9 protein-coding genes are annotated in these 8881 nt (G+C 76.2%); 5 read left to right on the top strand and 4 right to left on the bottom strand.

The window, feature by feature from the left end; translation table 11 throughout:
* Positions 1-53: 53 nt before the first annotated feature.
* The gene (gene fes / locus ACGFZL_RS31510) at positions 54-1391 is read right to left on the bottom strand and encodes an enterochelin esterase (protein WP_355172071.1); all 1338 of its coding nucleotides are present in this window, start codon (positions 1389-1391) and stop codon (positions 54-56) included.
* Positions 1392-1569: 178 nt separating this feature from the next.
* On the opposite strand from fes, the gene ACGFZL_RS31515 reads away from it, so the two are divergent.
* From ACGFZL_RS31515 to ACGFZL_RS31530, 4 genes are all read left to right on the top strand, one after another.
* On the top strand, positions 1570-2622 hold the full coding sequence (locus ACGFZL_RS31515; protein WP_393696928.1) for a FecCD family ABC transporter permease: 1053 nt from the start codon (positions 1570-1572) through the stop codon (positions 2620-2622).
* Entirely contained in the window at positions 2619-3692 is a 1074-nt protein-coding gene (locus ACGFZL_RS31520; protein ID WP_393696930.1) for a FecCD family ABC transporter permease, read from the top strand. The genes ACGFZL_RS31515 and ACGFZL_RS31520 overlap by 4 nt, the downstream gene beginning before the upstream one ends.
* A 123-nt stretch (positions 3693-3815) precedes the next feature.
* A complete protein-coding gene (locus tag ACGFZL_RS31525) occupies positions 3816-4205 on the top strand; it encodes a DoxX family protein (protein WP_393696942.1) in 390 nt (129 codons plus the stop codon).
* Complete coding sequence (locus ACGFZL_RS31530) at positions 4202-4675, top strand: peroxiredoxin (RefSeq protein ID WP_393696932.1); 474 nt, start codon at positions 4202-4204, stop codon at positions 4673-4675. The genes ACGFZL_RS31525 and ACGFZL_RS31530 overlap by 4 nt, the downstream gene beginning before the upstream one ends.
* Here ACGFZL_RS31530 and ACGFZL_RS31535 read toward each other — a convergent pair.
* The gene (locus tag ACGFZL_RS31535) at positions 4672-5268 is read right to left on the bottom strand and encodes a DNA polymerase ligase N-terminal domain-containing protein (RefSeq protein ID WP_393696934.1); all 597 of its coding nucleotides are present in this window, start codon (positions 5266-5268) and stop codon (positions 4672-4674) included. The two genes, ACGFZL_RS31530 and ACGFZL_RS31535, sit on opposite strands and share 4 nt — an antisense overlap.
* 1 nt (position 5269) lies before the next feature.
* Entirely contained in the window at positions 5270-6100 is an 831-nt protein-coding gene (locus ACGFZL_RS31540; RefSeq protein ID WP_393696936.1) for an aldo/keto reductase, read from the bottom strand.
* A 127-nt stretch (positions 6101-6227) separates the two neighbouring features.
* Here ACGFZL_RS31540 and ACGFZL_RS31545 point away from each other — a divergent pair, with 127 nt between their 5' ends.
* Positions 6228-7199 carry a TauD/TfdA dioxygenase family protein gene (locus tag ACGFZL_RS31545; RefSeq protein WP_393696938.1) on the top strand — a complete coding sequence of 324 codons (972 nt, stop codon included), beginning with the start codon at positions 6228-6230 and terminating at the stop codon, positions 7197-7199.
* A gap of 19 nt (positions 7200-7218) precedes the next feature.
* Here ACGFZL_RS31545 and ACGFZL_RS31550 read toward each other — a convergent pair whose 3' ends face one another.
* Positions 7219-8721 (bottom strand): metallophosphoesterase family protein, encoded by a 1503-nt coding sequence (locus ACGFZL_RS31550; RefSeq protein ID WP_393696940.1) that lies wholly within the window; start codon positions 8719-8721, stop codon positions 7219-7221.
* Between the last annotated feature and the right edge of the window lie 160 nt (positions 8722-8881).

Below are 8881 nucleotides of genomic sequence, written 5' to 3' on the forward strand. Positions count from 1 at the left end.
CTTCTGAGCTGAGAGCGGAGGACATCGGTGTCGTGCGGCGGAAGGTCTCGGGGTCAGGCGGTCGCGGCCCGGCCGGAGCCGAGCAGCCGGACCAGCCCTGCGGCCAGGGCGCCGTGCCAGCAGGCGTAGTCGTGGCCGCCGTTGTAGGCGTCGTACGTGACGGCGTAGCCCGCCGTGCGCAGGGCGTCGTACAGGGCGAGGCTGTGCTCGACCATGGCGCCCTCGTGCAGCCCGACGTCCAGATGGACCGTCACCGGGCGCGCCCCGGTGGCGGCGAAGCGCTCCGCCAGCCACGGGGTGCCGCGCACCGGCGGCTTGGCGGCGCCCGGCGGCGGCAGTCCGGGGCGCCACCACAGGGAGGCGGACTGGGCGAGGACGTTGCCGAACCGGTCGGGGCGCGCGTAGCCGGCGTACAGGGCGGTCATGGCGCCGAGGCTCTGCCCGGCGACCAGGGTGCGGCGCGGGTCCGTGGTGAGCGGCCAGCGGCCCGCGGCCCAGGGCAGCAACCGGTCGGCCAGGAAGGCGACGAACGGCTTGCGACCGCCGAGGTCCTGCCAGCGGGTGCGCCGGTCCACGGCGTCCGGCGCCACCACGACCAGCGGCGGCAGCGCGCCGTCGGCTATCAGCGCGTCCAGCGTGGCGCCGAACCCGAGCCGCCCGAACCACATGTCGCCGTCGCACACCACCGCCACCGGCAGCGGCGCGGTGCCGGCCCCGTCGAGGCCCGGCGGCAGGTACACCCAGGCGTCCCGGTCGCCGACCGGCGCGGCGCCCGGCACCCGGTGCCGCTCCACCCGCCCGGCCGGCACGGTGCCCCGGCGCCCGGCCCACGGCTCGGCCGGGGCGCCGGGCAGGGCGAAGACCGAGGCGTCGGCCGGCTGCCAACGGGTGGCCACCGTGGCCGGGTTGAGCGGGTCGGCGGCGGCGTGCGCCAAGAGCGAGCGCAGCCGCTGCTGGAGGGCGCCCTGCTCGGCCGGGGGCTCCTTGAGGGAGATGTCGGCGGCCAGCCGGTAGGAGCCGCGGTGGTCGGCGCGCAGCCGGAGGCCGAGGTGCCAGACGTCGGTGCCCGGCACCCGCTCCAGGAGCGAGGCGGCCAGGTGGTCGCGGTCGGTGATGCGGTTGCCGAACAGCAGCACCTGACGGGTGGTCCGGTGGCCCCGCCACAGGAAGGTGACCGCGCGGTGGCCGGGTTCGCCGGGCAGCTCCTCGACCAGCGGGGTGCCCCGGCGCCCGGCCTCGCGCCAGAACTCGGCGGTCAGCCGGGCCCGTCGCGCCTCGTCGGCCCCGGACACCGCCGCCGCCAGGCGCGCGACGCGCGGGCCCGTGACCCGGACCGGACGGACGTCCGGGGCGCCGGTGTCGCGGGGGGTGGGGCGGGGGAGCGTGGTCATCGCGTCTTCTCCGGAACCGGTGGTCGAGGTCGGAAGAGAGGTCTAGGCTGCCGACAGGATCGTCAACAACCGAGGTAAGGCTAGCCTAAGCTAAGCACATGTCCTTCGGAATGTGTGCTCCGCGTCCAGTCGGCCCGCTCCCCGGCACCCGCCCCGTCAACTCCCGGGCGGGCAGGGCGTGACCGCCGCGACCACCCTTGCGCCGCCGGACGGGACGCCCGCGGAGCGGCGCCCCCGTCACCGCGTCGCGCGGCGCTCGGCGGGCCTGCTGCTCGGCGTCGTGCTCCTGGTGGCGGCCGTCGCCCTGTCGCTCGCCGTGGGTACCAAGCAGATCGCCCTCGACCAGGTCTGGTCGGCCCTGTTCGCCCCCACCGGTTCCGAGAACGACGCCATCGTGCGGGACCTGAGGCTGCCGCGCACCGTCATCGGGGCCGCCGTCGGCGCCGCCCTCGGCCTCGGCGGCGCCGTCATGCAGACCCTCACCCGCAACCCGCTGGCCGACCCGGGGCTGCTCGGCGTCAACGCGGGCGCCGCCGCTGCCGTCGTCACCGCCATCGGCGTCCTCGGCATCACGTCGTTCACCGGGTACCTGTGGTTCGCCCTCGCCGGTGCCGCCGTCGCCGCCACGGTCGTCGGCGCCCTCGGCGGCGGGCGCCGGGCCACCCCGGTGCGGCTCGCGCTCGCCGGGACGGCCGTCAACGCGGCCCTGTTCGGCTACGTCAACGGCCTCTCGCTGTGGCACCTGAGCACGCTCGACGAGATGCGGTACTGGTCCGTCGGCACCCTCGCCAAACGCGATCTGTCCCTGCTGGTCACCGCCTCGCCGCTGCTGCTCGGGGGCGCCCTGCTCGCCTTCGCGCTGGCCCGCCCGCTCGGCGCCGTCGCCCTCGGCGAGGACCACGCGCGGGCGCTCGGCACCTCGGTGCGGCGGGTGCGGCTGCTGTCGGTCCTCGCCGTCACCCTGCTGTGCGGCGGGGCGACCGCCGTGTGCGGGCCGATCGGCTTCCTCGGCCTGATGATCCCGCACGCCGCCCGCGCCTTCTGCGGCCCCGACCCCCGCTGGCTGCTGCCCCTGTGCGCCCTGTACGCGCCGGCGCTGCTGCTCGTCTCGGACGTGGCCGGCCGGGTCCTGGTGCCGCCGTCCGAGATCGAGGTCGGCACCGTCACCGCCTTCCTCGGCGGGCTGCTCTTCATCCACCTGGTCCGGCAGCGGAAGGTGGCCCAGCTGTGACCCTCGTCCAGGACACCCCCGCCCCGCCGCGGACCGCCGTCCGCCGCGGACTCCTGCGCACCGGCCCCTGGTCCGTGCGCTACGACGCCCGCTCCCTCGCCGTCTGCACGGTGCTCGCCCTGCTCACGGCCTCGGCCATGGTGCTCGCCCTCGGCACCGGCGGCTACGAGCTGACGCCGGCTCAGGTGCTGCGGACCCTGGCCGGCGACGGACCGCCCGGCGCCGAGTTCGTGGTGCTCGACCTGCGGCTGCCGCGCGCCCTGGTGGCCGCGCTGGTCGGCTTCGCGCTCGGCACGGCCGGGGCGGTCTTCCAGTCCCTCACCCGCAACCCGCTGGGCAGCCCCGACATCATCGGCTTCGGCAACGGTGCCTCGGCCGGCGCCCTCGTCGCCATCATCGTCCTCGACGCGGGCGCCGCGCAGACCGCCGTCGGCGCGGTGTGCGGGGGCCTCGCCACCGCCACGGCCGTCTACCTGCTGGCCTGGAAGCGGGGCGTGCACGGCTACCGCCTGGTGCTGGTCGGCATCGGCGCCTCCGCGGTGCTCGGCTCGGCCACCAGCTACCTCTACGTGCGCGCCGACATCGGCAAGGCCGCGCAGGCCGCCACCTGGATGATCGGCTCGCTCAACGCCCGCGGCTGGTCCGACGTGCGCATCGCGGCGCTCGGCCTGGTGCTCCTCGTGCCGGTCGTCCTCGCCTGCGGCCGGCGGCTGACCATGCTGGAGATGGGCGACGACACCGCCGCCGCGCTCGGCGTGCCGCCCGAGCGCAGCCGCCTGGTGCTGCTGAGCGCCGGCACGGGGCTGACCGCGATGGCCGTGGCGGCGGCCGGGCCGATCCCCTTCGTGGCCCTCGCGGCCCCGCAGCTGGCCCGCCGGATCACCCGCGCGGCGGGCCCCGGCGTGCTGCCGGCCGGTTGGACGGGCGCGCTCCTGGTCACCGCCGCGGACCTGATCACCCAGCGGGCCACCGGCTCGGCCATCCTCCCGGTCGGCGTGATCACCGGTGTGGCCGGCGGCGGTTACCTGGCGTGGCTGCTGCGGAGGGAGCGGCAGGGGGCGCGGCTTTAGCGGGCGGGGCGGGGATCACCCGGTCGTCACCCGGGAGGGGCCTGCCGCCCGCTCCTTACTTTCCAGTAATATCGCCGCCGCGGGTCCCACCCGACCCGCACCCCCATGAACGGAGACACCGACGTGCCCCGCTCCGACCGTTCCGCCCTCGCGCTCGCCGGCCTGCTGGCCGGCGCCGGTGTCCTGCACTTCGCGCGGCCCCGCCCCTTCGACGCCACCGTCCCGCAGAGCCTGCCCGGCTCGCCCCGCGCCTGGACCTACGCCAGCGGCGTCGCCGAACTCGCCCTGGCCGCCGGCCTCGCCGCGCCCCGCACCCGGCGCACCAGCGCCCGGGCGGCAGCCGCGTTCTTCGTCGGCGTGTTCCCCGCCAACGTCAAGATGGCCTACGACTGGCGCGACAAGCCCGCCCCGCTCAAGCGCGCCGCCTACGGCCGGCTGCCGCTCCAGGTGCCGCTCGTGCTGTGGGCGCGCGGTGTCGCCCGGGGCGCCGGACAGGGCCGGGAGGGAGCATGAGCCGCATCCCCGCCGTCGGCGACACCGTCGAGGACTTCACCCTGCCCGACGGGAGCGGCACCCCGCGCCGGCTGTCCGAACTGCTCGCGGACGGCCCGGTGGTGCTCTTCTTCTACCCCGCCGCCCTGACCCCCGGCTGCACCGCCGAAGCCTGCCACTTCCGGGACCTGGCCGCCGAGTTCGCGGCCGTCGGCGCCCGGGCGGTGGGCGTCAGCGGCGACCCGGTGGAGCGGCAGGCGGAGTTCACCGGACAGCACGGCCTGGACATGCCGCTGCTGTCCGACCCCGAGGGGACGGTCCGCGAGCGCTTCGGCGTGCGCCGCGGCTTCACCCCGCTGCCGACGAAACGGGTCACCTTCGTCATCGGGACCGACCGCACCGTCCTGGCGGTGATCCGCAGCGAGCTGCGGATGAACACCCACGCGGACCGGGCGCTGGCCGCCCTGCGCGCCCGGCGGGAGAACTCCTAGGACGCCTCGGCCGCCACCCCGGCCAGCGTCCGGCCGCTGCGCACCGACCGGGCGCGCCGGGGGTCCGGGGTGCCGGCGCCGCCCCGGGCCGGGCCGCCGCCCGCCCGTACGAGGAGCCACGCCTCCTCGCCCCGGAACCGGGTCAGCGCCCATTCGCCGCGCAGCTTGGCGCCGCGCAGCCGGAACCGGGCATGGCCCTTGTCGAGCGACTCGGCGAAGTCGACCGGCCGCCCCTTGCGGTCGTGGCTCAGCGGCTCGTACGTGCCCCGGTCCCAGACGATCACCGTGCCGCCCCCGTACTCGCCGGCCGGGATCACGCCCTCGAACTCCTCGTAATCCAGGGGATGGTCCTCCGTCGGCACGGCGAGCCGCTTGTCGCCCGGGTCGGCGGACGGCCCCTTCGGCACCGACCAGGACCTGAGCACGTCGCCGACCTGCAGCCGGAAGTCGAAGTGCAGGGTGCTCGCGTCGTGGATCTGCACCACGAACCGCGGCCCGGCCGCCCCGCCCTCCGGTCCGCGCCCCGAAGGCTCCGCGGTGCGGTCGAAGTCGCGCCTGCCGCGGTACGTCCCGAGCGCGTCCGCCTCGCCCACCTCAGAACTCCTCGTGCACCAGCGGATCCCCGCCGAGCCGGCGCTCCGGGCGGGCGGCGACGGCCCGCAGCTGGGCGTCGTCCAGCTCGAAGCCGAAGATGTCGAGGTTGGCCCGCTGCCGGCCGGGGTCGGCGGACTTCGGCACCGGCACCGCGCCGAGCTGGGTGTGCCAGCGCAGCACCGCCTGGGCCGGCGTCACGCCGTGCGCCTCGGCGACCTCGGCCACCGCCGGGTCGTCGAGCACGTCACTGCCCCGGCCCAGCGGGCTCCAGCTCTCGGTGCGGACGCCCTTGCGCTCGTGGTACGCCCGCAGCTCCTCCTGCGGGAGCAGCGGGTGCAGCTCGATCTGGTTCACGGCGGGCAGCTCGCCGGTCTCCTTCTCCAGCCGGTCGATGTGCTCGGCGGTGAAGTTCGAGACGCCGACCGAGCGGACCAGCCCGTCGTCCCGCAGCTTCAGCATCGCCTTCCACGAGTCGACGTACTTGTCGATCCGGGGCAGCGGCCAGTGGATCAGGTACAGGTCGACGTAGTCCAGGCCGAGCCGGGCGCGGGAGTCCTCGAAGGAGGCCAGGGTCTCCTCGTAGCCGTGGTGCCTCCCCGGCAGCTTGGTCGTCACCACGATCTCCTCGCGCGGGACGCCGCTCGCCGCGACCCCGCGGCCGACGCCGGTCTCGTTGCGGTAGTTCGTCGCCGTGTCGATCAGGCGGTAGCCCGTCTCCAGGGCGCTGATCACGGCGCTCTCGGCGTCGTCGTCGGACAGCGGCCAGGTGCCCAGGCCCACGGCGGGGAGGGCGCGGCCGTCGTTCAGGGTGTGTGCCGGGATGCTGATCACGGGCGGACCTTTCCGTGTGGCGTCCCTCCAGCGTCGCGCACCGGGCCGGGGACGATCAACCGGACGGGACCGGGCGGGGTCTGCCACGCTCGTGGCGGAGCCGACACGGACGACCGAGGGAGCGCGCATGACCACGGAGAAGACCACGGCCGAGGCCGGGACCGGCGGCGGGATCGAGGTGCGGCCGGTCGCCGGGCACATCGGCGCCGAGATCACCGGCGTGGACCTGGCGGCCGGCCCGGACGCGGCGCAGGTCGCGGCGATCCGGGCCGCGGTGCTGCGCTGGAAGGTGGTGTTCTTCCGCGGCCAGCGCCTCGACCACGCCGGGCACGTCGCCCTCGCCCGCCGCTTCGGAGAACCGGTCGTGCCGCCCCGGCGCGGCAAGGCGTCCCCGCCGGACGTCCCGGAGATCGAGACGACGGCCGACCGCCTGGAACTGGGCGGTCGGTTCGGCATGCCGCACGACGAGTGGCTGCGCCGCCGCCGGCACACGCTGCACCGCGGCTGGCACTGCGACCACGGCGCCCGCGTCGACCCGCCCGCCGCCACGATCCTGCGCGCCGAGACCGTCCCGCCCTACGGCGGCGACACCACCTGGGCCAACCTGGCCGCCGCCTACGCCGGCCTGTCCGCGCCGCTGCGCGCCTTCGTCGACGGCCTGCGCGCCGAGCACCGCCTCGGCGTCGGCTACCAGCCCCGGCCCGGCGAGGACGCCTACGTACGGCACCTCCTGGACCACCAGGTCGCCACCGTCCACCCGCTGGTGCGGGTGCACCCCGAGACCGGGGAGCGGGTGCTGTTCGTCAACGGCTACTACGTCGAGCAGATCGCCGGCCTCTCCCGTCCGGAGAGCCAGGCGATCCTGGACCTGCTCCTCGACCAGGTCACCCGGCCCGAGTACACCGTCCGCTTCCGCTGGGAGCCGGGCAGCGTCGCCTTCTGGGACAACCGGGCCACCGTCCACCTCGCGCCCAGCGACAACGCCCACCTGGACCATCCCCGGGTCATGCACCGCGTGATGCTCGCCGGCGAGGTGCCCGTCGGGGTGGACGGCTCCCCCTCCGAGGCCCTCCTCGGGAGCGAGCCGGGCCGCTGGTGAGCCGGACCCCGCTGCCCGGTCAGCCGAGCGGGATGACCACCTCGTCCTCCACCGGCGGGTCCAGCTCCTGCGCCAGGTTGCCGGTCGCGGCGTGGCAGCGCAGCCGGACCGCCTGCGGGGTGACGTCCAGGCGCAGGAAGCACTTGAAGAACGGCGGGCTGTAGGTCGCCGAACTCGGCGAGAACAGCTGCGTGTAGATCTTGCGCACCGGCAGCCGGAACCGCTTCCCGCGGTCCGGCCGCCGCCCGGTGCCGAGCAGCCCGGCGACCAGCCGGGTGCGCAGGGTGACCGGCGCGGACGCCCTCGGGGAGCGGGCCGGGCGGATGCCGAGCCGCTCGGTGACCACCGCCGTCGCCTCGTCCTCGGTCAGCGTGAAGAACCGCCGCAGCCGCAGCCGCCGCCCGTAGAGCCGGCTGTAGAAGGCGAGGGAGTCGCCGCGCAGCGGGTAGCAGCGGAAGTCCTCCTCGCCGACACCGCCCACCGAGACCCGGGGGATGGTGTGCGTGGCGTGCATGAACGCGCCCCCGCCGCCCGCGACGACGTACTGGATCGTGCGGCCGTCCACGTCGACTGGGTAGCGCTGGTAGTTGTGGATGTCGCCGCCGATCGCCGCCACATAGCGGTGGGCCGGATCGCGCACGATGTCGTCCACCGTGCCGCCGCCCTCGATCTCGCACGGGTGGTGCGCGCCGTCCACGTACAGGGGCGAGCCGGTGACGAGGATCTTCGGCCGCGGGTCGCGCGACACCTCGCGCAGCCAGGCGCCCTGCTCGGCGTCGAGGGTGCCGAGCAGCCCGGTGTCGATGCCGACGATCCGCAGGGGGCCAGCGTCGATCGCCCAGTACGGCCCCGGCTGCACGGCCTGCTGCCCGGGCGCGCCGCGCAGCGCGCGGGCCTCGTCCAGGCGCCGCCCGTCGTCCGGCCCGGGCCGGTGCCACAGCAGGGACCGCAGCCGGGCCCGGCTGAACGGGCGCGGCGCCGGCTCCGGCGGCAGGGGCGGCGCGTCGTCGCAGAAGACCCGCATGAAGGCGCCGAGGCCCTCGTACCAGTCGTGGTTGCCGGGTATCGCGTAGACGGGCGCCGGATAGTCCCGGTAGGGGCGGAAGAACTTCGTGTCGTAGTCGTCGGCGCTGCCCACCGGGTAGATGACGTCGCTCGCGATGACGGCGAACCGGGTGTCCCCGCCCGCCCGCAGCAACCCGGGCACGACGGCGTACTGCGGGTCGTCGCCCTCCCCGGTGTCGCCGATCACCAGGAAGGAGAACTCCTCCGGGTCCGTCCGCCGGATCACCTTGTCGGCCGGCGCCCCCGCCGCCGCCCGCTGCGCCACCCAGCGGCTCCGGGTGGCGCCCGTGGGGTCCCCGAACCAGGAGGCCAGCACGCCGTTGCGGGCGGCCCACAGCGTCCTCGGACTCAGCCAGGAGAGCTTCTCGGTGCGCGGGGGCATCAGGGCGCGGTAGGTGCCGCGCTCGGCGCCGCCCCAGCCGGCGCCTTCGGGGGTGTCGCGTGAGGAGTCAGCCACCCGGGCACGGTAACAACGCCCCCGGCGCGGGGGGGGGGGGGGGGGGGGGGGGGGGGGGGGGGGGCCCCGCCCGCCCCCCCCCCGCCGCCGTCACGCCCGCGTCAGGGCTCGGCGCGAAGTCGCCAGGCCGCTCTGACACCCCGGCGCCGATTCGCCGGGC

This window comes from Streptomyces sp. NPDC048182, from assembly GCF_043202555.1.
Classification (GTDB): Bacteria; Actinomycetota; Actinomycetes; order Streptomycetales; family Streptomycetaceae; genus Streptomyces.